Genomic DNA, 26,603 nt, shown 5'->3' on the forward strand with positions numbered 1-26,603 from the left:
TCGCCGGAGGAGCGAAGCGTCCGGCAACTCCCCCCACGTAGTAAGGCCCGGCGGCGTTCCCGGAGGGGACAGCCGCAAAAGGGCCGACTCCAACATACACACCTTCGCAAACGCCGCCGAAGTTCCGCCAAAGACAACCCATCCCGGGTGTCCAGAGGGCGGAGCGCCTATGGGGTCCCCCTTGGTAAGGGGGATTTAGGGGGATTGAAACGCTTTTTGTGGACGGTCCACAATTTGACACAGTTGAAAGGAAGATGATCATCATGCAACGAGTTGACGTCAAAGAGAAAGCGCGCGCCAGAGAACTACGCGTGTTAAACAAATGGAAAACCGAGAATACATTCAAAAGATCCATCGAAAACCGGGAAGGCAAGCCGAACTTCGTATTTTACGAGGGACCGCCTACAGCCAACGGTAAACCGCACATCGGTCACGTATTGGGACGGGTAATCAAGGATTTCGTGGGACGTTATAACACCATGAAGGGTTACCGCGTCGTTCGTAAAGCAGGCTGGGATACACATGGTCTGCCTGTAGAACTGGGTGTTCAGAAAAAGCTGGGCATCTCCCATAAGTGGGAAATCGAAGATTACGGCGTGGAGAATTTCATTAACGAATGTAAAGCGAGCGTGTTCGAATACGAACAACAATGGCGCGATCTGACAGAGGGTATCGGTTACTGGACGGACATGAATAATCCGTATATCACACTCGACAACAATTATATCGAAAGTGTGTGGAACATTCTGGCGACGATTCATGAAAAAGGCCTGCTGTACCGGGGTCACCGTGTGAGTCCGTACTGTCCGTCTTGTCAGACTACACTTAGCTCCCATGAGGTAGCACAAGGGTACAAGGACGTGAAAGACCTCAGTGCTACGGCCAAATTCAAACTGGATGACAGCGGCGAATTCGTGCTTGCCTGGACAACGACGCCTTGGACATTGCCTTCACACGTTGCGCTTGCCGTGAATCCGGATATGGACTATTCCCGTGTTCGTCAGAACAACGAAGTGTATATCATGGCGACCAATCTGGTTGAGAAAGTTATGAAGGATGCCAAAGGTGAATATGAAATCATCGGTGCTCTGAAAGGTTCCGATCTGGTTGGCAAAACGTATGATCCTCCGTTCAACTACGTACAGGCTGAGAAAGCAAACATCATCTTGGGCGCGGGTTTTGTAACCGATGCAAGTGGTACAGGGATTGTACACATGGCACCTGCTCATGGTGAAGATGACTATCGTGTATGTCGTGAAAATGGCATCAGTTTTGTGAACATGGTGGACTTGGAAGGTAAGTTTGTGCCACAGGTAACTGATTTTGCCGGACGTTTTGTCAAGGACTGCGATATTGATATCGTGAGATATTTGTCGGAAAAAGGACGTTTGTTCAGCAAAGAAAAATATGAGCACAGCTATCCGTTCTGCTGGCGTTGTGATACACCACTTCTGTACTATGCAATGGACAGCTGGTTTATCCAAACAACAGCAATCAAGGATCAACTGATCGCCAATAACAGTGAAGTAGAATGGTACCCGGGCCACGTTCGTGATGGGCGATTCGGGAAGTTCCTTGAAGATCTTGTGGACTGGAATATCAGCCGTGACCGCTATTGGGGAACTCCGCTGAACATCTGGGTGTGTGAAGAGACGGGTGAACAATTCGCCCCACATAGCATCGCTGAACTGCGTGCCCGTGCGATTGGCGACGTGCCTGAAAATCTGGAGCTGCATAAGCCGTATGTAGATGACGTCAAAGTCATGAGCTCTTGTGGCAAATATGAAATGAAACGTACACCGGAAGTGATCGATGTCTGGTTCGACAGCGGCTCCATGCCGTTTGCCCAGCAGCACTATCCATTTGAAAATAAAGAAACATTCGAACAGCAATATCCGGCAGATATGATCTGTGAAGGAATTGACCAGACGCGCGGCTGGTTCTACAGCTTGCTGGCCGTATCTACACTTTTGACAGGCAAAGCACCTTACAAAGCGGTTATGGCAACAGGACACGTTCTTGATGAGAACGGACAGAAGATGTCCAAATCCAAAGGCAACGTTATCGATCCATGGGAAGTCATCGAAGAATACGGTACAGATGCATTCCGTTGGGCTTTGCTGTCCGACAGCGCACCGTGGAACAGCAAACGTTTCTCCAAAGGCATCGTGGGCGAAGCGAAATCCAAAATGGTGGATACGCTGGTCAACACCCATGCATTCCTGACGCTGTATGCTACGATTGATGGATTTGATCCACAGGAGCATCCGTTCAAACTGTCTGCACACAACCTGGATCGCTGGATCTTGTCGAGACTGAACAGCCTGATTCTCGTTGTAGAAAAAGCGCTGGCTGTTAACGACTACCTGAACTCTTCCAAAGCAATTGAAGCATTTGTGGATGAGCTCAGTAACTGGTACATCCGTCGTTCCCGTGACCGTTTCTGGGGCAGTGGATTGACAGAAGACAAACTGGACGCTTACCGTACACTTACCGAAGTGCTGGTGACTACAGCCAAGCTGGTGGCTCCGTTCACACCTATGCTTGCAGAAGATATCTATCTGAACCTGACTACAGGTGAGAGTGTACACATGGATGATTATCCGGTTGCCAATGAATCGCTGATTGATTTGGAGCTGGAACAGGATATGGAAACAGCACGCCGAATCGTTGAACTTGCCCGTAATGTGCGTAACGAAACAGGTATCAAGACACGTCAACCGTTGTCCGAACTAATCGTTTCTCTGGATAAAGGCTTCGATCTGGCAAGTTATGAAGAGATCATCAAGGATGAGATCAATGTCAAAAGTATTCGTACCGAGCATGATGATGCGGATTTCGTTGATTTCACTTTGAAGCTGAATCTGAAAGTAGCGGGCAAAAAATACGGTAAAAACGTAGGTTTCTTGCAAAACTTCTTCAAGGGAATGTCAGCGGATGAGACTCGTAAAGTGGTGGCAGAGGATGGTCTGAACGTCGTTTCTCCTGAAGGCGAAGAGCTGCAAGTGACGGGCGAAGAACTGCTGGTGGAGAAACAAGCCAAATCCGGTTTTGCCTCGGCATCCGGCTATGGTCTGACGGTAGCTCTCAATACGGAGATCACAGCAGAACTCGAACAGGAAGGCTGGGTTCGTGAAGTCATTCGTGCAGTTCAAGACACACGGAAGAAGCTGGATCTGCCGATTGAGAAAAGAGTACGTTTGACGCTGGATGTTGACGCTGCTCTTCAAGAAGCGATTCAGGCCTTTGATGATGTGCTGCGTGATAATGTGCTCGTAACCGAAGTTACCTTCGGAACGAACGAGTCGATGCAACGCATTGAAGCCGGAGGTAAAGCCTTCGGTGTATATATCGAGGGGTAATACAGAGATTTTCACTTAAGGCCGTCCTGTAGAAAAGATAGCTTTGTCAGACTTTAACGGGGACAGAGTAACTCTATTTCAAATAGGACAGTATATAAAGACAGAAATGCCAACGAGCCTCAGATGCAGGAGAAGAATCCTGTGTCCTGGCTCGTTTGGTTTTTCAGCAAATGGGCAATGATTTCTATTGTGCAGACACTCTATATACATCAAAGGAACTGAGTAAATTATGAACGAACAGGATAGCCAATCGCCATCTAATTCAGAATCCACGCATTCCAAGAATGCGGAGGACAAAATTGAAGAACTTCATACGCTCACCAACCGGCTTGCCAATGAACTCGAGCGTTCACGGATCGCGCAGTACACAGAATTGCTGAACCGTCCATGGAAGCTGATTGGGCTTAATTTGTTGTCCGGAGCAGCACGCGGCGTGGGGATCGCAATCGGGTTTACCTTTTTTGCAGCCACGATCATTTATGTGTTACAGGTTCTTGGGGCCCTTAATCTGCCCATTGTAGGTGATTATATTGCTGATATTGTGCGAATTGTGCAACGACAGCTGGAGTTAAACACATATTAGGCTCCCAAGCGATCAAAACGAGTCGTCCGAATCGAAATCCGGTTCTAACAGCCCTTCGCCTTCACGGTTCTCCAGATACTGCCGATATTGCCGATTGCGCACTATGGACACATCATGACCATAGATATCAGTTGCGACAAAGCTCTCATATGCCTCAACGCAACCCTCGACCTCGTCTGTGGCTTCAATCGCCATAACATCATAACTGTCAATGTCCCGACCCTCAGCCATGGCCGGAGTGTTGGAGGTACCCCAACTTTCAACAATCTGCCACGCATCTTCGCCGTCGAAGCCGTTCTGGTCATCACGTTCATCCAGGCTTGTGCGGCCAAAGGCAGGAGCGAGGAATTCTTCCTCTACAGGACGATTTTCGGAGACAACGGTTTCGGGTTGATGTTTTTTGCAGTACTTGGTGTAAGGAACAGCTTGCATGCGTTCATAGGGAATAGGCTGCTGACACACGGCGCAAGTTCCATAATGGCCTTCTTCGATGGAATGCAGGGCAGAATCAATACGCTCCAGTTGAAATTCATCATGTTCCAGCAGCGAAATATCCTTTTCCCGATCATACATCTCGGTAGCTAAATCACCCGGATGGTTATCAATCGGTGATAATTCACCTGTCTGGAGTTTCATGGAGTCACCGAGACCATAATGTTCGTTTTGCTCCAGTCTATGTTCAATATCACGCTTTTCGGTTGTCAGTTGGGAACGTAACGATTGCAGTTGTTTGGCAGTGAAATGTGACATCATTTTCCCCTTTCTGTTCCGTGTGGACTCCGGATTTGACTCTGTTGTAGGATGTACCATTTCGTGCAGAATTACAGAAGGGAAATGTTATCGTTTTTGCCATCCGGACTGCGACGAACCGCGTCGTGGACGATTTCCAAACAGCTGTGCTACAATGAACAAGTCTGGCGTTAAGCCTGGTATCGTTTGGAAAAGACAAGAACGGAGTGACAAACAAACGTGGTGTATTATATCCTCGCTTTTATCGTATTTTTAGTCGATCAGGGAACGAAGTTCCTAATTGCAACCCGGATGGAACTTAGAGATGAAATTCCGGTGATTGGCAATTTCTTTGTCATCACATCACATCGCAACTCAGGTGCAGCTTTTGGTATTTTGCAGGATCAACGCTGGTTCTTTATTGTGGTTACACTGGTTGTCGTGGTGGCTTTGGTTTGGTATTTGCAAAAGGTAAAAGATACTCCGCACAAATTGCTGCCTGTGGCGCTTAGCTTGGTGCTTGGCGGAGCCATTGGTAACTTCCTGGATCGGGCATTGACCGGAGAAGTTGTCGATTTTATCCAGCTTAATTTTGGAAGCTACACGTTTCCCATTTTCAACATAGCCGACTCGGCAATCTGTATCGGAGTGGTACTGATCATTGTGGAAACGTTGCTTGAAGGACGGCGCGAGAAAGCAGCCGCAAAGATCGAAGGGAATGAACATCATGAGTAAATCGCAAAATGAAGAACAGACTAACGGAGACACATCAACGCATGACGATGAACTCTTGAATGGCAATGATCGTATGGAATGGACGGTTGCCGCTGAACATAATAAGGAACGAATTGACAAATATATTACAGAATCCATGGATAATGTATCGCGCTCTCAAGTTCAATTGTGGATCGGAGACGGATTTGTTACGGTGAACGGGGCTAAAGTCAAAGCCAACGCCAAATTATCTGAAGGCGATATCATAGAGCTTCAGATCCCTGAGCCGACTACTGTGGAGATTATTGCTGAGAATATTCCGCTTGAAGTGGTGTATGAAGATAGTGATTTGATCGTTATTAACAAACAGCGTGGCCTTGTTGTACATCCTGCACCTGGGCATACGTCCGGAACACTTGTTAATGCACTCATGTATCACTGTAAAGATCTCTCAGGCATTAATGGGGAGCTGCGTCCCGGCATCGTGCATCGGATTGATAAGGACACTTCAGGTCTGATCATGGCCGCAAAAAATGATCGTGCTCACGCCTCGCTAGCCGCTCAGCTCAAAGAGCATAGTGTGAATAGACGATATATTGCACTCGTTCATGGGCACCTTAGTCACGATCAGGGAACCATTGATGCACCGATTGGTCGAGATACCAATGATCGCAAAATGTACACCGTTACGGAGCGGAACAGTAAACATGCGGTCACGCATTTTACCGTCACGGAACGCATCAATGACTACACGTTGTTGGAATTGAAACTGGAGACAGGCCGCACCCACCAGATTCGTGTTCACATGAAGTTCATTGGTCATCCGCTTGTTGGAGATCCGACGTATGGCCGTAACAAAGGGATCAAAATGCACGGACAGGCTTTGCATGCCGCGATTCTCGGTTTTGTACATCCAACAACCGGGGAATACCTTGAATTTACAGCTCCGCTTCCGCAGGATATGGAAGATGTTCTGGCCTCACTACGTAGTCGCTGATAGCTCGAGAAAGTACAAATGTTCGGAACATTTGTCCATGGTTTTGAACGCGCAAATGCTTCATATTAAAGTGTAGAAATTTGCGTCAAATGAGGAGATGAACAAAATCATGAGTATCGATAAATATCAGGAAACGTACATTCAGACTAATTTTGCCGACCGTATTGGCGGCTCCAACTATGGTAAAGACACCAACATCTATAAATTCGAGAAAATCAAACGTGCCAAAGCTTCGGCTAAAAAAGATTTTCCCAATGTAGAACTGATTGACCTCGGCGTAGGTGAGCCGGACGAGATGGCAGATGCAGGCATCGTAGCTGCATTGGCGGAGCAAGCCTCCAAACCAGAAAACCGTGGTTATGCGGATAACGGTATTCCTGAATTCAAGGAAGCGGCTGCTGCTTACCTGAAAAATGTATTTAATGTAGAGGGTATCGACCCATCAACTGAAGTCGTGCATTCCATCGGTTCCAAGCCGGCTTTGGCTATGATGCCTTCTTGCTTCATCAATCCAGGTGATGTAACGATCATGACGGTGCCAGGGTATCCGGTTATGGGTACACATACCAAATACCTGGGTGGGGAAGTATTCAACATTCAATTGACCAAGGAGAACAACTTCCTGCCTGACCTGACGGCCATTCCGGAAGATATCGCAAAACGTGCGAAGTTGCTCTATCTGAACTATCCGAATAACCCAACGGGTGCGAGTGCAACGGTGGAGTTCTTTACGGAAGTGGTTGAATGGGCGAAGAAATACAGCGTTGTTGTTGTACATGATGCTCCATACGCAGCTCTGACATATGACGGCAAAAAACCGTTCAGCTTCCTGTCTGTACCTGGTGCGAAGGATGTTGGCGTGGAGCTGCACTCCCTGTCCAAATCCTACAACATGACAGGCTGGAGAATTGGTTTTGTAGCAGGTAACCCGCTTGTTGTAAAAGCATTCAGCGACGTGAAAGACAACAATGACTCCGGTCAGTTCATCGCGATCCAGAAGGCTGCTGCCTACGGTCTTAACCACCCGGAAATTACGGAAAAAATCGCCGAGAAATATTCCCGTCGTCACGATCTGCTGGTAGCTGCACTGAACGAGCTGGGCTTCCAGGCTGAAAAACCTAAAGGTTCCTTCTTCCTGTATGTTGAAGCACCAAAAGGGATTGTGGGTGGACGCCGCTTTGAATCCGGCGAAGACTTCTCCCAATTCCTGATCCGTGAGAAACTGATCTCTTCGGTTCCTTGGGATGACGCGGGTAACTTTGTTCGTTTCTCCGTTACCTTTGAAGCTAAAGGGGAAGAGGAAGAGAAACGCGTTATCGCTGAAATTAAACGCCGTCTGAGCGACGTGCAATTTGAATTTTAATTGAAATTCACATCATCATAATGAGGTAGAGAAAAAAGAGACCGGAAACGGTCTCTTTTTTATGCATAAAAATATAAATTCTCCCTGTAATCCCTTTACAAAATTATACAAGCAACATATGATTAGATCTTTACGTTATTTATTTAGTCAGAAGTTGCTTTTGAAGGGAGTTATGGAAATTGTTATCATCACGTACCAATACCGTGTCCTCACCTGCTGCAGGAACAGGCAATACCGTCTCAGGATTGCTTAAACTATTGAGGCCCAAACAATGGACCAAAAATTTGCTGTTGTTTGCCGCGCTGCTTTTTTCATTTGAGGAAATTCGGACGGAGACCATTCTATCGACTTTGCTAGGTTTTATTTTATTTAGCCTGGTTGCAGGCTGCGTTTATATTTTAAACGATTATGTAGATCGCGACAGAGATCGTCAGCATCCAGTGAAAATGTTCCGTCCCCTTGCTTCTGGACAGGTCAACCCGGCTCACGCCTTGCTGTTCGGAATTCTGCTGTTGATTTTTTCCGTCGGGACAGCCTTTGTGATGAATCCGTTATTCGGAATGTTATGTATCCTTTATTTTCTATTGAATGTATCGTACTCATTTGTACTGAAACATCTCGTTATTTTGGATATGATGACCATTGCGGCTGGATTTGTGCTTCGTGCGATTGCGGGTGGCGTGCTGATCCATGTACCATTTACGCCGTGGTTCCTCATTTGTACGATGCTGCTGTCCTTGTTCCTGGCCATCGGCAAACGGAGGAATGAACTTACCTTGCTTGAGGGAAATACCGGTTCGCACCGTAAAGTACTGGATAACTATTCGATTACGTTATTGGATCAGTTCAATACCATTGTCACAACCGCGACCATTATCAGTTATTCGCTTTTTACGTTCACATCCGATCGCACTATTCATTTAATGTGGACGATTCCATTAGTCATATACGGCATGTTCCGTTATCTGTATCTGATTCATATGAAGAACCAAGGTGGTTCACCGGATCGAGTTCTGTTTGAGGACAAGCCTATCTTAATCACGGTCATTTTGTATGTCATAAGTGTTATTTCGATTTTTGCTATTTTTGAATAAAAGTGTCTGAAAGGTAGAGGGGGATCAGGGTGAAAAGCACGAAAGTCGCCATCTTTGATATTGATAAAACGATTATACGCAGAGATTCCATGTTTCAGTTTGTACATTACGGCGTTCGGCGTTACCCATGGCAGGTATGGAGATTGCCTGTAATTGCATTTCATACTGCACTGTTCAAGGCAGGGCTAATGACCGTTGAACGTGTCAAACGTTCCTATTTCAAGAGCATTGAGCGCATGTCCGAAAAAGATCTGGAGCATTTTTTTGATACACGACTCCGTGCTGCCATTTTTGCGGAGGCAAGTGTAGAAATGCAGCATCGCAAGGAAGCAGGCTATCATGTATTGCTGGTGACCGCATCTCCGCATGCCTATATGAAATATTTTAAAAACTTCCCCTGGGTGGATCATGTCATTGGTACCGATTTGGTTCGTCACTCAAATGGTTATACCTGTAGGATCGAAGGCAGCAATTGCAAAGGGGATGAGAAGGTTCGCCGAATTCAGGCCTATCTGGATGAGAAAAAAATGGTGATTGATTATGATCAATCCTGCTCCTATTCCGACTCCTTATCCGATCTTCCAGTAATGCAGTTGGTAAGTCAGCGATACTTTATTAACAAGCGCGTACCAGAGATGGAGGCATTGTCGTGGGGGAGATAAAAGGGCGCCATACAGGCAAGCTATTGATGCTGGTCTCCGCCTTTCTTACAGCGACGGGTCAACTGTTCTGGAAGTGGGGTCTGACTGAGTGGATCTATCTGGGCATCGGCTTTCTGTGTTATGGACTGGGTGCCATTTTGATGATCAAGGCTTTTGCTTTGGAAAAGCTGTCAGTGGCCTACCCTTTGATGTGCGCAAGCTATGTGTTTGCGCTGATCTATGGATACTTTTTGCTAGGAGAAGAAATTACGGTGCAGAAGCTGGCCGCTGTTGTGCTGCTTGGAATCGGGGTGACGTTGACCAGTGTTGATCGATAGCTGGATGATTGCTGTACTGATCGCAATGACTCTGTGTGGAGCGATGGGAGGAGCGGGTCTGAAAGCCTACGCCACCAGCCGCAAAAAGCTGCATGTTCTAATGGGGCTTGGATTCTACGGTACAGGTGCGCTGCTGAACATTGTATTGTTGAAGTTTCTTCCCTTAACGGTTGTACTGCCTGCCAATGCGTTAACGTATGTGTGGACGCTCATTATGGCGCGGTTTGCATTCAAGGAGAACGTAGGCCCTTTGCGCTGGATAGGTATCGCTTGTATTATGGGCGGGTTGTGTTTATTGGTTTTCTAGAATAAATGAAACTGGATGTGAACGCATGAAATTTTTGGACTACATATTTTATAATCGCAGAACCAATTGGACGGCATTTGGCCTGTTTGCGGGTTTTGCTCTTTTTTACGGTCTTATGAACGGATCTTACGTGACGTACATTGCAGATCACGCTGAGCTTTTAGGGTCATACACGCCATTTAGTACGATGCAGTTTCCGCTTAATATATTTAACTTTGATCCTTCCATGTATTATGGAGACAACAGTTCTTCGGTTATTCATCCGTTAATTTCATTTCTGGCGGTTACGCTTGAAGCAGGTGCTCAACTGCTGGGCGGAAATTGGTTCTTTCTTATCTTGCAGTCACTTGTGAATGCGGGCTCGGTTGTGCTGTTATTTCTGTTCTTGAATCAAAAAGATAAACAAATCACGACATCGTTACTTTTCGCTTTATTGTTCGGTTTCAGCTCCTATCAGATGTTTACCGCGTTGATTCCGGATTCTTATCCGTATGTGCAGTTTGTTATCCTGCTCTCTGTACTGTATATGCAATACACCCGTGAACACAAAGATGTTCGCTACATCCCAAATGCGCTGCTCGCATCCATCAACTTCGGACTGACGTCGACCAACATTGTGCCATTTGCGGCCGCGATGTTTTTTAATTTGCGCACGTGGCGTAACAAGTCTGGTTGGAAAAAGTATATCGGAATTATGGCGCTGGCCGTTGCCTTCATCGTGGTGCTCACAGGGATTCAGTACATCGCGTTTGGCGGCCGCAGTTGGGTCAGCAATTGGCTGCTTGGTATTCAAAATGGGGGAACAAGTTATGCCACTCCATTCCAGTTTGCAGTCCATTGGAAAGCTCTAAGCTTGCTAACGATTAATCCGATGCTGTCACCAAAAGTATATTTGCTGGACCCGGGCATGGTAGCATTTGTTACGGACCTGTCCCGTTCCAATCCGATCTATGTTCAACTCACTGGTATTTTCATCCTGTTGCTGGCGCTCACTGGGTTTATCAAGGGCATCCGTGAACGGGAAGTGTGGACTCTTGCGCCATACATTCTGTTTGCATTTGTACTTCATATTGTTGTTGGTTTCGGGCTAGCGGTATTTCAATACGATATGTATCTGTATGCAGGACACTATCTGTTTGCGTTTTTCCTACTCGGTGGGGGATTCGTCATCAGTCTTCGTCCGGGGCTCGGCAAAAAAGTGCTAATAGGCTTGATCATGCTATGTGTTCTTGTTACCGTAAGTAACAACATCTATCGTCATGTAGAAACATTAACAACGATTAAGCAGTCCTATGAACAGTTGGAACAGGAACGTACAGTGAAATAATAAGACGTTTTAATGATCTATATAAAGAGACAAGGCCATTGGATTTACATTCCAATGGCCTTGTCTCTTTGAGCATGATTCATTCGGCATGTACAAGTTGGTTTAAAACAAAAGACCCTCTGCGTTCATGACGCAGAGGGTCGCTCGGGCGATTTAAGCAATAATTTTGGTCTTCTTGGCATTCTCGGCTGAGCGTTTGGTCAGACTGCTCAGTGGACGTTTCAAAGCGAGGGCAACGATGAGACTCAGCGCGATGAACATACACAACCACAGAATATCCTTGATGGCAGTAGACCACAAGATGCCGCCTACCGACTCACGCAGCAGACTGATCGCATACGTGAAGGGCATGAACGGATTCAATGCCTGGAAAAAGGGCGATGTCATACTGATTGGAAACGTGCCGCCAGAGCTGGAGAACTGGAACACCATGAAGATGATCGCTATCCCTTTTCCGATATTCCCAAAAACGGACAGCAGGGTGTACGTTATGGTGACAAATACGGCACTCACCAGCATGGCAAACAGGACAAACCACAGTTTATCTGCGACATAGGTTCCGAGGATCAAGATATCTCCCAGGCTGACACATACGGCTTGAAGCAATCCAATAGTCAGAAAAGTGGCAAGACGCCCAAGATACAACTCGTATCCCCGGAACTTGCCCTCTGGATTTTCAGCTTCGGCACGAAGCAGGGAAATCAGCAGCGTTGAACCGACCCATAAGGACAGCACGCCATAAAATGGTGACATTGCCGATCCATAATTCGGAATCGGGTAAAGCTGTTGTTCCTTGATTTGCACCGGGCTTGCAAGGAAGGCACTTTCTTCTTCGATGTCGCCGCGCAAAAGCTTGGCGAGTTCGGCGAACTGGTTATTGCCTTCGACTTCTCTGAGCTTGTCTGCGGCCTTGCTGATGGCACTTTCCAATGCGGGCAGATCATCACGTACAAGCGAGGCAACACGATGTACTCCTTTTTCGACCTCCGGCAGCTGGTTCTGTACAAAATCGGATGCCTTGCCTATCTGTTTCTCGGCATTAGGCAGATCGTTCCGAACAAAATCAGCTGCTGCGTTCAACTTGGTCCCCAGCTTGGGCAGATCGTTCCGAATTAATGAAGACACTGTGTTTAAAGCTTGGATAAAGCCTTCACTTTTGTTCGCGAGTGTCTCCGATATCTCATGGATCTTAGATTGTATTTGAGGCAGATCGCTCTGAATTTTCGTCAACTCGGTCTGCCCAAACGCAATCCCTTCTTTGGCTGAAGCAAGAATATCCGTTATATCCGGAATTCGATCCCTTGCTCCTTGTAGTGTATCTGCTGATGTGGATAGGATAGACCTGAGTTTATCCGCACCAGCCGCAAGTGCAGGTGATATTTCACTCTCGTAGGTACTCAGGATATTACCAATGCCGTTGCTAATGTCCTTGGAGAGGGCATTTAACTGAGCGATGACATCTGCAGGCGGAGTTGTATTACGACGCATCGCATCACTGATGATCCCAGCCAGACGGATTTGCAGCTGAAGTTTATCTGAAATGGTGTTCAGTTGTGTAATTTTATCGGCAAGTGGATGGCTTGGAAGCAAGTTGTCAATTTTGCTGAGTAGTTCTTCCATACTGTCGACGAGTTTCACCGCAATCCCCAAGCGGGCAGCGATCCGGTCCAAATCTTCTGCTGTCGGGAGCTTATTAAGATCCGCATTTTGCAATTGTCCGAACATGTCACCGGCAGCGTTTGTGATTTGCTGCACCAGCAGCAGGTTTTGCCGGATCGCCGGGCCTATAGCCTGAAACGCTTCTTCACTGGAATCGACAAACTGATTCAAGCCTTCGGCCAGCTCAATCCCGTTACCAGCGATTTGGGATACTTTGTCCAGATCTTGCTCTGCGGCGGTTACGATAGACAGAGCCTTGTCGGTCTTGTCCAGGGCAGTTTGAATCACACCTGATACCTGACCAAAGTTTGCATCCACTTCCCGAATACGTTCTACGGCTTTTTGAATATCGGGAATCCGTCCCTGAATAGCCAACACCTCGGAAGCTGCATCATTAATCTGTGGCCAATACTCCTGAACCTTGAGCACATATTGTGCGGCTTCATTAATTTCGGGCAGTTTTTTTTCGATCTCGACGATCTTTTGAGCATCTTTGACAATACCAGGCATGGCTTTTTCCACTTCCAGTACCTTTTGACCTGCGGCTTGTATAGCCGGAAGATTTTTCTCCAGCGTGAAAATGCCATTCTCCATCTTGCGCAAAGTTGGAAGCTGGGCATTGATTTCAACTCCGGCTTCCTTCAACTTGGTTAGAACAGCCTGACTGACGGCTTCAGTGAAATTTTCATTGATTTGTGTTGTTATCGCAGATACACCGGAGCCTGTGATTTTTGGAGCAATGGCATTAACCTTTTCATTAACGGTATAGATTACCTCTGGGCGCTCCAGCTTCCCGTCAACAATGCCTGTAATTTTGGATGAAAAGTCCCCAGGAATGAGTAGGCTTGCATAATAATCTCCTGTTTGAACACCCCGATCAGCCTCAGCCTGATCCACAAAAGTCCATCCCAACTTTTCATTCTGTTTCAGGCTGGATACCAGTTCATCTCCGATATTGACGCTGGTTCCTGCAACAGTCGCACCCTTGTCCTCGGTTGTCACCGCAATTTTAATCCCCTGGGTGTTACTGTACGGGTCCCAGACGGATTTCACATTCACCCAGTCATACACCCCGGGCAGTAAAATAATAGCCACAATTAGAAATATACCTGTGGGAACCTTCAAAATATGCAACCAGTCTGTTTTGTAAACGTGCCAAATGTGACGCATAACTTCCTCCTAAATGTAAATAAATGTAGGTCTTATCTTATTTCTATGTCGCATATTTGTAAATCCTTATGTATATCGGCTTTATTGCAGCTTCAATGAAATGTTTCATGTTTATAAACTTTACCCATTTCACTGGGTACTAATGCAGAGCCTTCATGTATTCTGTGTTTCTGGACGTTGAACTCTAAAATATAAGATGTCGATTATGTTAAAACTGCCTTCAGAACTGAAGGCAGTTAAGAGCAAACTCACTGCAAGTTCCAAAGGAGAGAATTCTGTCTCGACGTTGAATATGGTCAGAGGATTATTTTGGCTGTAAGGATATCCGCAATTTTCTATGGATAAATATACAGAATTATTGTATAATTATGAATAACGAATGAGATGTGATGTGTTTGGATGTTTTTCAGCCGAACTGCTGATTCTAAGAGGAATACAGTAGAGGAATTTCGCCTGTGATGTTGAGGTGTTGACAGAGGGTTGTCTTTCTGTCATAATTCATGAAGACAAACGGACATATTGATTACAGAACACTGTGAGGTTCTGCAATATGAACGACATGAATAGCACCTTTAAATCAGTCCCGTGAGACTGGCAAGGTAACGTGAACGATACATCGTTTTTTTGCTGCGGCAAATGAAGCGATGCATCCCGAGAGTAAACTTTCTTCAGAGCGGTCTGAAGTTCGGAGACTCCTTGCCAATTAACACGGCAAGGAGTCTTTTTTTTGTTCTCCTCGTCACGGGGCCATGATCTGAAAGGGAAATCCTGAGGAGGCTGAACGCATGAGCACAGAGACACATGTCATTATGGATGAAACCGCGATCCGCCGCGCATTAACACGGATTGCCCATGAGATTTTGGAAAAAAACAAAGGGATTGAAGGCTGTGTACTGATCGGCATTCGGACACGGGGGGTATACCTCGCAGAACGGATCGCCGCCAAGATTGAAGAAATCGAAGGTACACCGATCCCTTGGGGAGAGCTCGATGTGACCCCTTATCGCGATGATCGCTTGGATGAGAATAAAGCGAATCGCAAGGAACTGTTGACGATGACACCTGAATCACTTTCGATTCATAACAAAAAAGTGATTTTGTTCGATGATGTGCTCTATACCGGACGGACGATTCGCGCAGCGATGGATGCCCTGATGGACTGTGGAAGACCACAGAACATTCAGCTGGCGGTTCTCGCAGATCGCGGACACCGGGAACTTCCGATCCGACCTGATTTTATCGGTAAGAATGTGCCGACTTCCAAATCAGAAGAGATCGAGGTTGCACTCATCGAAACGGACGGACAGGACGAGGTCAAAATCATTCAGAACCGGGGGGAACAAGCATGATGATTACACAACCAGCATTGAAGGACCGGAGCTTGCTTGGCCTTAAGGAACTTAGTCGAGATGAGATCGAATCCATTCTGAACAGAGCAGCACACTGGGAAGCGCAGAAGGAGAAACTGGTTCCAGTACTGGAATCCCACTTCGTAGCCAACATGTTCTTCGAGAACAGCACGCGCACTCGCTTCTCGTTTGAGATGGCTGAGAAGCGTCTGGGTGCACAAGTACTGAACTTCACGGCGGCAGCATCAAGCGTGGAAAAAGGTGAATCCATCTATGATACGGTACGTACACTGGAGTCCATGGGCATTGACGCTGGGGTAATCCGGTTGAAACCATCCGGTGTTTTGCAACAACTGGCTCAGAAAGTGAATGTACCTTTAGTGAACGCCGGAGACGGGAATAATGAGCACCCTACACAGGCGTTGCTGGATCTCTACACGATGCGGAAGGCATTCGGTGAGCTAAAAGGTTTGCGTGTGTCGATCATCGGAGACATCCTGCACAGCCGGGTAGCTCGCTCCAATCTGTGGGCACTGCAAAAATTTGGTGCGGATGTGCGCTTCTGCGCACCACAAACGATGCAGGCACCGGAGCTCGCAGAACATGCGCCTTATGTAGGTTTGGAAGAAGCAATCGATGCGGATGTAGTCATGATGCTCCGAGTTCAACTTGAACGTCATAAACACGGCCTGATTACTTCGGCTGAGGATTATCGCGAACACTACGGATTGACGGAAGAACGGGCGTCACGCCTGAAACCAAGCACAATTATTATGCACCCTGCTCCTGTGAACCGCAATGTCGAGGTAGATGATGCGGTAGTGGAGAGCGCAGCATCGCGGATCTTCCCGCAGATGGCAAACGGTGTTCCAATCCGCATGGCGGTCATGGAACGCGCGATGAAACTGTAAGCAGGGTCTGGCTGTGGGTCATAGGCTGACGAGACGAAAGTTCTTATAGAGCAATGTGAGGGTACACGATAAAGAGAATCATCCGGCTTGCCTGGCAAGTTGGACAGAACCGAAGCGGAGGGCAATTATGCTACAGATTATAAAGAACGCGAACATCTTGAATCAACAAGGGGAACTTGAACGGAAAACGATCGTTATAGATGAAGGAAAAATTCAAAAGATCGCTGGAGTGGAAGATGAAGCGGTACTGACAGCAGAGCAATCAGCGCATAACGTCACCGATGCTTCAGGCAAACTGGTTATCCCCGGTTTGATTGATATGCATGTGCATCTGCGTGAACCTGGATTCGAGCATAAAGAGACGATCGAGACGGGTGCCCGTTCTGCAGCGCAAGGCGGTTTTACAACGATTGCCTGCATGCCGAACACAAGACCGGTAACCGACAATGCGGATGTCGTTAAGTTGGTTTTGGATAAAGCCAAAGAAGCCGACCTGGTTAAAGTGCTGCCTTATGCAGCTATTACGAAGAATGAGCTTGGACGTGAACTTACGGATTTTGCCGCATTGAAAGAAGCGGGCGCGATTGGATTCACGGATGATGGCGTGGGCGTACAAAACGCTCAAATGATGAAAGATGCCATGAGCCTTGCAGCAAGCATGGATATGCCAGTCATCGCTCACTGCGAAGACGACTCATTGGTAGTCGGTGGATATGTGACGGAAGGCGAGTTTTCGAAGCGTCACGGTATCAAAGGTATCCCAAATGAATCCGAGGCCATCCACGTAGGTCGTGATATCCTACTTGCAGAAGCAACGGGAGTTCACTACCACGTCTGCCACGTAAGTACGGAACAATCGGTTCGCCTGATTCGCCTGGCGAAATCCATCGGTATTAAAGTTACTGCTGAGGTATGTCCGCATCACCTCGTATTGTCGGATGAAGATATCCCGGGCATGGATGCCAACTGGAAGATGAACCCGCCTCTTCGCTCACCACGCGACGTGCAGGCTTGCATCGAAGGTTTGCTGGACGGAACGCTGGACATGATCGTTACCGATCACGCCCCGCACAGCGAAGAAGAGAAAGCAAAAGGCATGGAGCTGGCACCCTTCGGCATCGTTGGATTCGAAACTGCCTTCCCGCTGCTGTACACGAAGTTTGTGGAAACAGGGCTTTGGAGCCTGGACTTCCTCGTGAAACGCATGACAGCTGACCCGGCACGGGTATTCCGACTGGATACTGGTAAGCTGGAAGAGGGGGCACCTGCGGACATCACCATGATTGATCTGAATCAGGAACAAGCGGTTGATCCGGCAAACTTTGCTACCAAAGGAAGAAACACCCCATTCACAGGCTGGAAGCTTAAAGGCTGGCCGGTACAGACATGGGTTGACGGCAAAAGCGTGTGGAACAACACGGTACAACAATAAAACAGTAACTTAGTAAATCAATAAACTTTACATCTTTAATTCTTTATAAACAATAAGTCTTAATATCTCTAAATCTACAACCTATACATCAGTAACATCTTACAACTAACTCGAGGCAGATCATGCCGAGAGTTCAATATACGAAACAAAGAAAAGTTGAATAATGCTTTTGAACATGGACACCAACGTAACTGCGGAGTGGGCAGAAAGAACCCGAAGAAGCAAAGCGTTCGCCTTTATCACCGGATTACTCCATTTGAAGAATGGGATCAAAGTAATCCGGGGATAACAGCGATCAAAGGGTTTTCTGCCCACGGAGCCGCACCGAACGTAACGTCCCCCATGTTCAACTGAAAGTATTCAACTTTGATAAACACAGAGGAGTGAAATGGGATGCAGGCACAGGCAAGATTATTGTTGGAAGACGGCACACTGTTCACCGGGAAAGCGTTCGGTGCTGAAGGTGAAACAACAGGTGAGGTCGTTTTTAATACGGGAATTACAGGCTATCAAGAGGTGCTTTCGGATCCTTCTTATTGCGGTCAAATCGTAACCATGACGTATCCACTGATTGGTAACTACGGCATTACTCGTGACGACTTCGAGTCCATTCGTCCGTTCGTACACGGTTTTGTGGTACGACGTCATGAGCCGACACCAAGTAACTGGCGTGCGGAATACAGCGTAGACGATTTGCTTAAAGAGTATGGCATCGTAGGGATCAGCGAAATTGATACACGGATGCTGACTCGCCGGATTCGTCACCACGGCACAATGAAAGGAATTCTCACAACAGGATCGAAACCTGTGGAAGAGTTGCTGGAGATGATGGGAGACACCAGCATCGCTGAACTGCGTAACCAGGTTCCTATGACTTCTACTCAACATGTTTACAACAGCCCGGGAACGGCTGAACGCATTGTATTGGTTGACTACGGTGCAAAAACAGGGATTTTGCGTGAACTCAGCAAACGCAACTGTGACGTTGTCGTAGTTCCGCATGATGTAACAGCGGACGAAATCCGCCGTATGAACCCGGATGGCATTCAGCTGTCCAACGGCCCTGGGGACCCGAAAGACGTACCTCACGCGGTTAAAATGATCAGTGAACTGCTCGGCGAATACCCGATCTTCGGGATCTGCCTGGGTCACCAACTGTTCGCACTTGCGGCAGGAGCCGATACAGAGAAACTCAAGTTTGGACACCGCGGCGGAAACCACCCGGTCAAAGAATTGGAGAGCGGACGTTGCTTTATCACATCTCAGAACCATGGTTACACCGTAAACGAAGAGTCCGTGAAAAATACGGAGCTTGAAGTGACACATATCAATAATAACGATAAGACCATTGAAGGTCTGAAACATAAAACATTCCCGGCGTTTTCCGTTCAGTATCACCCGGAAGCAGCACCAGGACCATATGATAACAGCTATCTGTTCGACCGCTTCATCGAGATGATTCGGGAGCACAAAATCACTCACCCGCAACAGCCGCGTCAAGCCGTACTGGCAGCCGCAGTGAAAGGAGCACAATAACATGCCGATTAACAAAGATCTCAAAAAAATCCTGGTGATTGGTTCAGGTCCAATCGTCATCGGTCAAGCGGCCGAGTTCGACTATGCCGGTACACAAGCATGCCAGGCACTGAAAGAAGAAGGCGTGGAAGTTGTACTCATCAACAGCAACCCGGCTACGATTATGACGGATACGAACATGGCTGACAAAGTATACATTGAGCCCATTACACTGGATTTTGTAACGCAAATCATTCGTCAGGAACGTCCAGACGGTTTGCTGCCAACCCTTGGCGGTCAAACGGGTCTGAATATGGCCGTGGAACTGGCACGTGCTGGCGTCCTTGAACGTGAGAATGTCAAATTGCTCGGAACACAGCTCACATCCATCGAGAAAGCAGAAGACCGTGACTTGTTCCGTGATCTGATGCGCGAACTGGAACAGCCTGTACCCGAGAGTGTAATCGTAACAACACTTGAGGAATCTCTTGATTTTGCCAATGAGATTGGCTATCCAATCATTGTTCGTCCAGCCTACACGCTTGGCGGAACAGGCGGCGGGATCTGTGCGGATGAAGAGGAATTGCGCGAGACCGTAGCAGCAGGCATTCGTTACAGCCCAATTGGGCAATGTCTGGTCGAGAAGAGCATTGCAGGCATGAAAGAAGTCGAGTATGAGGTTATGCGTGACAAAAATGATAACTGTATCGTGGTCTGCAACATGGAAAACTTTGACCCGGTAGGTATTCATACAGGTGACAGTATCGTTGTGGCGCCAAGTCAGACGCTGTCTGATCGTGAATATCAAATGCTGCGCTCCGCTTCCCTGAAAATCATCCGTGCCCTCAACATCGAAGGTGGATGTAACGTACAGTTTGCGCTTGATCCGCACAGCTTCCAATACTATGTTATCGAAGTTAACCCACGGGTAAGCCGCTCTTCGGCACTGGCTTCCAAAGCAACGGGCTATCCAATTGCCAAGATGGCTGCCAAAATTGCCATGGGTTACACACTGGACGAAATCGTTAACCCGGTAACAGGCCAAACGTATGCATGCTTTGAGCCAACACTGGACTATATCGTGAGCAAAATCCCACGCTGGCCGTTCGACAAGTTTATCTCGGCGAACCGCAAACTGGGTACACAGATGAAAGCAACAGGCGAAGTTATGGCGATTGGCCGGACATTCGAAGAGTCAATTCACAAAGCTGTTCGTTCACTGGAAATCGGTGTACACCGTCTGTATCTGAAAGATGCTGAAACACTTGATGAAACAACGCTGAATGAGCGTCTGGTCAAAGCCGACGATGAGCGTATCTTCCTGATTGCTGAAGCATTCCGCAGAGGGTATACATTGCAACAGCTTCAGGATCTGACGAAAATTGACTGGTGGTTCCTGGATAAACTCGAAGGACTGATTCGCTTTGAGGATCGTATTCGCGAGGAATCGGAACTGACGTCCGAGACATTGTATCAAGCGAAGCGTCTGGGCTTCACTGACCGTGCCATCGCTGAGCTGCGTGCTGAAGGGCAACCAGGTGGTACGCTGACGAAAGAAGCTGAAGTCAGAACACGCCGTGAAGAGGAAAATCTTCGCCCAGTGTACAAAATGGTAGATACATGTGCTGCTGAATTTGAGGCAACAACGCCATATTACTACTCTACTTACGAAACTGAGAATGAAGTCATTCCTTCAGATAAGAAAAAAGTAGTCGTACTTGGTTCCGGTCCAATCCGGATCGGTCAAGGGATTGAGTTCGACTATTCCACGGTACATGCGGTATGGGCTCTGCAAAAAGCAGGCTATGAAGCAGTTATCATCAATAATAACCCGGAGACGGTATCTACGGACTTTAATACATCGGATCGCTTGTACTTTGAGCCGCTGTTCTTCGAAGATGTAATGAATGTTATCGAACAGGAACAGCCAGTAGGTGTTATCGTACAGTTTGGTGGTCAAACGGCAATCAACCTGGCAGCACCACTGCGTGCCGCTGGTGTAACGATTCTCGGAACAGATCTGGAAAACATTGATGAGGCAGAGGATCGCAAGAAGTTCGAGCGTCTGCTCTCCCGTCTGGAAATTGCACAACCCAAAGGCAAAACAGTCATTTCAATAGATGATGCGGTTGAAACCGCTCAAAGCCTGGGTTACCCTGTACTGGTTCGTCCTTCCTACGTACTCGGCGGTCGTGCGATGGAGATTGTGTACTCCGATGCCGAATTGCTGACATATATGGAACAGGCGGTTAAAATCAATCCGGAGCATCCGGTCCTGATCGATCGTTACATGATGGGTAAAGAGGTTGAGGTTGACGCGATCTGTGATGGTGAAACCGTATTGATTCCGGGCATCATGGAGCATATCGAGCGCGCAGGGGTTCACTCCGGTGACTCCATCGCGGTTTATCCGCCACAGCATCTGTCTCAGGATCTGAAAGAGAAAATTGTAGAAATTACAATCAAGATTGCAAAAGAACTGAAAACGATCGGTTTGGTTAACATCCAGTTTGTTATCCATGATGGCAAAGTGTACATCATCGAGGTGAACCCGCGTTCATCCCGTACAGTACCTTTCCTGAGCAAAGTAACCAACATTCCAATGGCGAATTTGGCAACACAAGCCATTCTGGGCGTGAAGCTGAAAGACCTCGGTTATGTCGATGGTCTGTGGCCTGAGTCGGATCATGTTTCCGTCAAAGTTCCGGTCTTCTCCTTCGCGAAGCTGCGTCGTGTGGAACCAACGCTTGGACCTGAGATGAAATCTACAGGTGAGGTTATGGGGCGTGACCCGAATTACGCCAAAGCGTTGTTCAAAGGTCTTATCGGTGCAGGCATGAAGATTCCGGCCACCGGAGCAATCGTGGTAACGGTAGCGGATAAAGACAAAGAGGAAGCTGTTCCACTGCTTGAAGGTTTCTATAGACTGGGATACAAAATCATGGCTACCGGAGGCACGGCGGCTGCGCTTGAAGCAGCGAACATTCCGGTGACGACGGTGAACAAATTAAGTGAAGGTTCACCAAACATTCTCGATATGATTCGCAGCGGCGAAGCAAACTTTGTGTTCAACACGCTGACCAAAGGCAAAACCCCGCAGCGTGACGGATTCCGTATTCGTCGTGAGGCGGTAGAGAACGGTATTGTATGTATGACCTCACTGGATACGATCCGTGCCCTGTTGATCATGCTGCAAACGATCAACTTCTCCTCTGAGGCTATGCCAGCTCTTGTACAATAAATAAGACGATTTGTCACTGATCAAGGACATCAGTCAGCCTTCGGGCTGGCGGGATGTCCTTTATATCGGGCAAAAACGGAAAAATTAAGCTTTTGGAAGGGGCGCTGGTTTATGAATCACCCGAATTTCAACGAAATGGCTGGCCGTCTGATGGTGGCACTCGATTATCCCGGAGCGGAGCAGGCTCAAGAATTGGTACAAGCACTCGAAGGTATCCCCTGTTATCTGAAGGTGGGCATGCAGCTCTTTTACGCTGCTGGCCCGGACTTCATTCGGGAACTGAAGTCGAAGGGGTACTCGGTATTCCTTGATGTGAAGATGCATGATATTCCAAACACGGTTCGTGGGGGTGCTGAAAGCATAACCCGTCTGGGTGTGGATATGTTCAATGTGCATGCAGCTGGAGGCGCAAGCATGATGCGTGCTGCCCGTGAAGGGGCAGAGGCGGCTTTGGCTGCTGATCCTTCCCTACGCAGACCTGAGATTATTGCAGTTACCCAGCTGACCAGTACCAGTGAGGAAACGATGAATGCCGAGATTGGCATCCAGGGAAGCGTTGAGGCAGCGGTAGTCCGTTATGCAGGACTGGCCCATGAGTCAGGTCTCGATGGTGTTGTTGCTTCCCCGCTGGAAGTACCTGCGATCCGCGCAGCCTATGGCAGTGATTTTCACACGGTCACCCCAGGCATTCGTCCAGCAGGAAGTGGCCTGGGAGACCAGACTCGCGTCTTGACGCCGGGTGAAGCCATTGCCAGAGGCAGCCATTACATCGTTGTAGGCAGACCGATTACGGGCGCTCCCCATCCGCGTGAAGCGGCAGAAACCATTTTGAAGGAGATGTTAAACGCATGATCGAACTTAACGAGATTCCTAACCATATTGCTTCCCAACTATTAAAAATTAAAGCGGTGGCGCTGCGTCCGCAGCAGCCATTCACTTGGACATCCGGCATCAAATCACCAATCTATTGTGATAACCGCTTAACAATGTCTTATCCTGAGATTCGTAACGACATTGCTGAAGCCTTTGCTGCGATCATTCGTGATCAATACCCCGATGCAGAAGTCATCGCAGGTACTGCAACCGCAGGTATTCCGCATGCTGCCTGGGTCGCACAGAAGCTGAATCTGCCGATGGCATACATTCGTGATAAAGCCAAAGGACATGGCAAAGAGAACCTGATTGAAGGTCTGATTACCGAGGGACAGAAGGTTGTTGTCATTGAGGACCTGATCTCGACAGGTGGAAGTTCAATCAAAGCGGCTGAAGCGGTACGCGTAGCTGGGGCGACTCCACTGGCGGTACTGGCGATCTTTAGCTATCAGCTGAACAAAGGGATTAAAGCCTTTGAAGAAGCGGGAATTCCGCTTCAAACCCTGTCCAATTACACAGCTTTGATGGATGTGGCATTGGCTGAGGGAACGATCCAGGAGAGTGATTTTGAACTGCTCAAATCCTGGCGTGAAGATCCTTCTTCATTTGGTAAATAATATCATTCACACCGGATTGAACGGTTTGCTTGTGAACGGTATCAAAATTGTAATGATTGCCGCCATAGAGGCAAATTCATCGAATATTCAAGAGGCATCCCGCACTTTGGGGTGCTTTTTTGGTTTGTTCATCAAAATATTAACTTTTTCACTGGAACGTTGTAAAAAGCTTGTAACTTTTAGTTGTGATCCGTCGTTTATAATGCAATGTAGTATGGAATAGATTTCTATTTTTAGTGTCTTGATGAAGTGAACGGGATATGAAGAAAGGATGAGCGTGATTGTTGGCATGAAGAAGTTATTTTCCAAAATCAGACCTGCCAAGAGCCAGTCAGGCGAGGACAGTGCAGTCGGACCAACGGAGCAGCAGGAACCAGTTGGGCAGGAGGAATCGGCATACATAAGTGAACCACAGAACCCATCCATCGACTCGCACGACATAACCAGTGACACAAGCCAGGAGGAGGTTGCAGTTGCAGCAGCTGAACCTGAAGTGAAGTCCAAGTCTTCCAAGAAGGACCTGTTGCCTCCATATGATGGGCCTGTGCTGGAAGTTCGCAATGTTCATCGCAGCTTTCAGACGGGAAGCCGCATTATTCATGTGCTCAAAGGCATTGATATGGAAGTGAACCCGCAACAGTTGGTGATGTTGAAAGGGCGATCAGGCTCAGGGAAAACGACGCTGCTCAATATGCTGGGCGGGCTGGATCAGCCTTCAAGTGGAGATATCCTGTTCTCCGGCCAACCTCTTCAGGATTGGGGAGACCGGCGGCGGACCGCTTTGCGGCGCAAGGAAATTGGTTTTATTTTTCAGGCGTATGCGTTGATGCCCTTGTTGTCTGCCTGGGAAAATGTAGAGCTGTCGCTGCGCATGGCGGACGTGCCGCGTTCTGAATGGAAGGATCGGGTAGGTCATTGTCTGGATCTGGTTGGACTAACCAAACGGGTCAAGCACCGTCCATTCGAGATGTCCGGGGGAGAGCAGCAGCGGGTGGCCATCGCCAAGGCGATAGCCCACAGACCGAGATTATTGCTCGCGGATGAGCCGACAGCTGAACTCGATTCCAAAATGGGAGCACAGGTTATGGCTGTATTTCGCAATATTATTGAAGTTGAACAAGTAACGATCTGTATGACTACACACGATCCTACGATTTTGGAGGTTGCGGACCATGTTTATGAAATGGCGGACGGCAGATTTATCAAGTAAAGGGGCCGCTCCGAAGAGGGGGAAACGCGCAGCGCTTATTGTGCTTAGTGCGATAGTGGCTGCAACGATGTCCGGCTGCTCTTTGCTACCGGCAGAAACAGAGGAAGAAGTACTTCCGCCAATCACACCACCAACGATCTCCAAGAAGCCGGAATATGAAGTTCGGACAGAGACGCTGGAGAAGAAAGTAAGCGGAAGTGGCAAGATGATGAGCCAGCGGGAAGAAAAGGTATATTTTACGCTGGACGGTATGCATATCAAAGAGTTGAATGTAAAACCAGGGGATAAAGTGAAAAAAGGTCAGCTTCTCGCTGTTCTTGATGTAGAGAGCGTGGAGAAGGAAATCCGGGCCAAAAACCTGCAGATTCGCAAATCGGAAGTTCAAATGAAGGAAACGCTTCGTAAACGGGATGAGATGGACCCGGTGGAGTTCGAAGAATCCACGATTGCCTTTGAAGAACTTCGTCAGGAACTCGCTGATCTGGAGGATAAATTGGGTAAAGCCACTTTGACCGCTCCGTTTGGTGGAACGATTATTGCTGTGCAGGTGGAGAAAGGTGCGGCTGTCAAAGCCTATGACCCGATTGCGACCATAGCAGATACATCCAATCTGGTTGTCGCAGCTACGTTTGCCAAAGAAGATCTAGAAAAGTTCTCGGCTGGCATGAAGGCGGATGTGGACATTAATGGCGCAGGCAAAGTGGCTGGCAAAGTAAAAGTGATGCCTGTAGCCCAAGCATCGGGAAGTGGGAATGGTAACGGCGGAGGTTCGGGGGAAGGCGGAACGCCTCCAGCGAAAGAAAGCCTGGATCAATATGTTATCGTCTCGCTGGCGAAAATGCCCAAGGGTGTTGAACGCGGTACACCTCTGACGGTGTCCATTGTCACCCAACGTACAGAGAACGCGATTGTTATTCCGGTATCTGCACTGCGCTCCATCGGTTCAAGAACGTACGTGCAAGTGGTGGAGAGTGATGGAAGCAAGCGTGAAGTGGACGTAGAAGTCGGGCAGCAGACATCTACGGATGTGGAGATTCTGAAAGGTCTGACCGTTGGACAGAAAGTAGTGGGCCGCTAATGGGGCTGCCATTGCTTCGACTGTTGTTCCGCAAAATGTGGAACACTCGCTGGATGACGTTCAGCACACTGATCGGACTGATTGTGGCGGTCG

General features: G+C 47.9%; 21 protein-coding genes. 19 read left to right on the forward strand and 2 right to left on the reverse strand.

The window, feature by feature from the left end:
• Positions 1 to 263 precede the first annotated feature (263 nt).
• Positions 264 to 3,362 (forward strand): isoleucine--tRNA ligase, encoded by a 3,099-nt coding sequence (gene ileS / locus AMS66_RS29510; protein ID WP_053784182.1) that lies wholly within the window; start codon positions 264 to 266, stop codon positions 3,360 to 3,362.
• 229 nt (positions 3,363 to 3,591) lie between these two features.
• Positions 3,592 to 3,945, forward strand: coding sequence for a DUF5665 domain-containing protein (locus tag AMS66_RS29515; RefSeq protein ID WP_053784183.1), 354 nt, complete (start codon positions 3,592 to 3,594; stop codon positions 3,943 to 3,945).
• A 12-nt stretch (positions 3,946 to 3,957) separates the two neighbouring features.
• On the opposite strand, the gene AMS66_RS29520 is transcribed toward AMS66_RS29515, so the two are convergent.
• Positions 3,958 to 4,695 carry a TraR/DksA C4-type zinc finger protein gene (locus tag AMS66_RS29520; RefSeq protein ID WP_053784184.1) on the reverse strand — a complete coding sequence of 246 codons (738 nt, stop codon included), beginning with the start codon at positions 4,693 to 4,695 and terminating at the stop codon, positions 3,958 to 3,960.
• A gap of 219 nt (positions 4,696 to 4,914) precedes the next feature.
• On the opposite strand from AMS66_RS29520, the gene lspA reads away from it, so the two are divergent.
• The 8 genes from lspA to AMS66_RS29560 all read left to right on the forward strand — a co-directional run bounded on the left by lspA (position 4,915) and on the right by AMS66_RS29560 (position 11,455).
• The gene (gene lspA / locus AMS66_RS29525) at positions 4,915 to 5,409 is read left to right on the forward strand and encodes a signal peptidase II (RefSeq protein ID WP_053784185.1); all 495 of its coding nucleotides are present in this window, start codon (positions 4,915 to 4,917) and stop codon (positions 5,407 to 5,409) included.
• Positions 5,402 to 6,385, forward strand: coding sequence for an RluA family pseudouridine synthase (locus AMS66_RS29530; protein WP_144424642.1), 984 nt, complete (start codon positions 5,402 to 5,404; stop codon positions 6,383 to 6,385). Before lspA ends, AMS66_RS29530 begins: the two co-directional genes overlap by 8 nt.
• A 109-nt stretch (positions 6,386 to 6,494) precedes the next feature.
• Positions 6,495 to 7,748: an LL-diaminopimelate aminotransferase gene (locus tag AMS66_RS29535; RefSeq protein WP_053784187.1), complete on the forward strand. Its 1,254-nt coding sequence runs from the start codon at positions 6,495 to 6,497 to the stop codon at positions 7,746 to 7,748.
• Positions 7,749 to 7,927: 179 nt separating this feature from the next.
• Positions 7,928 to 8,842, forward strand: coding sequence for a decaprenyl-phosphate phosphoribosyltransferase (locus AMS66_RS29540; RefSeq protein ID WP_407944587.1), 915 nt, complete (start codon positions 7,928 to 7,930; stop codon positions 8,840 to 8,842).
• 29 nt (positions 8,843 to 8,871) lie between these two features.
• Entirely contained in the window at positions 8,872 to 9,504 is a 633-nt protein-coding gene (locus AMS66_RS29545) for an HAD family hydrolase (protein ID WP_082350953.1), read from the forward strand.
• Between the two features lie 26 nt (positions 9,505 to 9,530).
• Positions 9,531 to 9,821 (forward strand): EamA family transporter, encoded by a 291-nt coding sequence (locus tag AMS66_RS29550; RefSeq protein ID WP_090810048.1) that lies wholly within the window; start codon positions 9,531 to 9,533, stop codon positions 9,819 to 9,821.
• Positions 9,808 to 10,128, forward strand: a complete 321-nt coding sequence (locus AMS66_RS29555; RefSeq protein WP_236703678.1) for an EamA family transporter — start codon at positions 9,808 to 9,810, stop codon at positions 10,126 to 10,128. The genes AMS66_RS29550 and AMS66_RS29555 overlap by 14 nt, the downstream gene beginning before the upstream one ends.
• A 25-nt stretch (positions 10,129 to 10,153) precedes the next feature.
• Positions 10,154 to 11,455 carry a DUF6080 domain-containing protein gene (locus AMS66_RS29560; protein WP_053784189.1) on the forward strand — a complete coding sequence of 434 codons (1,302 nt, stop codon included), beginning with the start codon at positions 10,154 to 10,156 and terminating at the stop codon, positions 11,453 to 11,455.
• A 153-nt stretch (positions 11,456 to 11,608) separates the two neighbouring features.
• Here the strand turns inward: AMS66_RS29560 and AMS66_RS29565 are convergent, their stop codons facing one another.
• Complete coding sequence (locus tag AMS66_RS29565) at positions 11,609 to 14,284, reverse strand: YhgE/Pip domain-containing protein (protein ID WP_053784190.1); 2,676 nt, start codon at positions 14,282 to 14,284, stop codon at positions 11,609 to 11,611.
• Positions 14,285 to 15,069: 785 nt separating this feature from the next.
• Between AMS66_RS29565 and pyrR the strand changes: the two genes are divergently transcribed.
• The 9 genes from pyrR (at position 15,070) to AMS66_RS29610 (ending at position 26,510) form a co-directional block, all read left to right on the forward strand.
• Positions 15,070 to 15,633: a bifunctional pyr operon transcriptional regulator/uracil phosphoribosyltransferase PyrR gene (gene pyrR, locus AMS66_RS29570; protein ID WP_053784191.1), complete on the forward strand. Its 564-nt coding sequence runs from the start codon at positions 15,070 to 15,072 to the stop codon at positions 15,631 to 15,633.
• Positions 15,633 to 16,544 (forward strand): aspartate carbamoyltransferase catalytic subunit, encoded by a 912-nt coding sequence (locus AMS66_RS29575; protein WP_144424659.1) that lies wholly within the window; start codon positions 15,633 to 15,635, stop codon positions 16,542 to 16,544. Before pyrR ends, AMS66_RS29575 begins: the two co-directional genes overlap by 1 nt.
• Positions 16,545 to 16,671: 127 nt before the next feature.
• Positions 16,672 to 17,976 carry a dihydroorotase gene (locus AMS66_RS29580; RefSeq protein WP_053784193.1) on the forward strand — a complete coding sequence of 435 codons (1,305 nt, stop codon included), beginning with the start codon at positions 16,672 to 16,674 and terminating at the stop codon, positions 17,974 to 17,976.
• Between the two features lie 393 nt (positions 17,977 to 18,369).
• A complete protein-coding gene (carA, locus tag AMS66_RS29585; RefSeq protein ID WP_053784194.1) occupies positions 18,370 to 19,512 on the forward strand; it encodes a glutamine-hydrolyzing carbamoyl-phosphate synthase small subunit in 1,143 nt (380 codons plus the stop codon).
• A 1-nt stretch (position 19,513) separates the two neighbouring features.
• Positions 19,514 to 22,732 carry a carbamoyl-phosphate synthase large subunit gene (gene carB / locus AMS66_RS29590; protein WP_053784195.1) on the forward strand — a complete coding sequence of 1,073 codons (3,219 nt, stop codon included), beginning with the start codon at positions 19,514 to 19,516 and terminating at the stop codon, positions 22,730 to 22,732.
• 111 nt (positions 22,733 to 22,843) lie between these two features.
• Positions 22,844 to 23,584 carry an orotidine-5'-phosphate decarboxylase gene (gene pyrF / locus AMS66_RS29595; protein ID WP_053784196.1) on the forward strand — a complete coding sequence of 247 codons (741 nt, stop codon included), beginning with the start codon at positions 22,844 to 22,846 and terminating at the stop codon, positions 23,582 to 23,584.
• Entirely contained in the window at positions 23,581 to 24,222 is a 642-nt protein-coding gene (gene pyrE / locus AMS66_RS29600) for an orotate phosphoribosyltransferase (RefSeq protein ID WP_053784197.1), read from the forward strand. The genes pyrF and pyrE overlap by 4 nt, the downstream gene beginning before the upstream one ends.
• Positions 24,223 to 24,511: 289 nt before the next feature.
• Complete coding sequence (locus AMS66_RS29605) at positions 24,512 to 25,432, forward strand: ABC transporter ATP-binding protein (RefSeq protein WP_236703679.1); 921 nt, start codon at positions 24,512 to 24,514, stop codon at positions 25,430 to 25,432.
• Positions 25,395 to 26,510: an efflux RND transporter periplasmic adaptor subunit gene (locus AMS66_RS29610; protein ID WP_053784198.1), complete on the forward strand. Its 1,116-nt coding sequence runs from the start codon at positions 25,395 to 25,397 to the stop codon at positions 26,508 to 26,510. The genes AMS66_RS29605 and AMS66_RS29610 overlap by 38 nt, the downstream gene beginning before the upstream one ends.
• Positions 26,511 to 26,603: the final 93 nt, after the last annotated feature.

This window comes from Paenibacillus xylanivorans, from assembly GCF_001280595.1.
GTDB classification, from domain to species: domain Bacteria; phylum Bacillota; class Bacilli; order Paenibacillales; family Paenibacillaceae; genus Paenibacillus; species Paenibacillus xylanivorans.